The 787-nt window shown below is 37.9% G+C and carries 1 protein-coding gene; it reads right to left on the reverse strand.

Annotation, left to right across the window (positions count from 1 at the left end):
* Nucleotides 1-148 precede the first annotated feature (148 nt).
* A complete protein-coding gene (locus OKC40_RS22725; protein WP_270797054.1) occupies nt 149-484 on the reverse strand; it encodes a hypothetical protein in 336 nt (111 codons plus the stop codon).
* Between the last annotated feature and the right edge of the window lie 303 nt (nt 485-787).

Here is a 787-nt window from a genome sequence, read left to right on the forward strand (position 1 = left end):
TTCGCGCCTAATGAGATCGCACAAACTGGACTGAGTTCCCTTCCTCCTGTGATCTACTATTCGGAACAGCTATTTAGCAAGTTAAGTTTAATTTTTGTGCCTTCAAGTGAAACAACATAACCAATTTGAGATGAATCAGGACAAATCATTATATTTCTAGCCCTCTTGCAGAGTCTATGCTAAGCAGTGCATCTGCAATTATTTTTGCGGTATTGTTTTGGGGGAATAAAACCGGCTTTGGAATTAATTCTACAAAGTTATCAAAGTATGCATTTGAACCACTGATAATTGTCACCTGATTTAAGTTCATCTTCCTTATTTTATTGATGCATTTTTGTGCCTCAGAAAGTTTTATGCCAGATAGAACATTTTTCTCTAGACTTTCTAGCTCAGGATAACAAATAACAATATGAAGTGTTGGGTTTAATAATGCACCTAAAATTAATCTATTTATGTGATAGTCCCCAAAGCCATAACCGTTCACAAAAAGTGCACTTTGTGGTTTGGAGAGGAACTCACCAAACCTCCTAAACATTTCACCATAGACAAAACCAATAGTCTGGCTATATTTATTGGCTCCAGGATAAATTAGCCTTTGATTATGGTTATAGTAATCGTCCTTTAAAAGGGGGGCGATTATATCGCTGAATGCTTGTGTGGCTGTGCATTCAACAACATTTCCTTTCTCATCTTGATACCAAGTTAGAGAACCCCCCCGGTGTCAGAATAGTTGTCGCCTAATCTGAATAATCTAAATGTGAAGACCGGGGGCGGATAAAGAGTGTCG

Source organism: Aeromonas sp. QDB11 (assembly GCF_027705265.1).
Taxonomy (GTDB): Bacteria; Pseudomonadota; Gammaproteobacteria; order Enterobacterales; family Aeromonadaceae; genus Aeromonas; species Aeromonas allosaccharophila.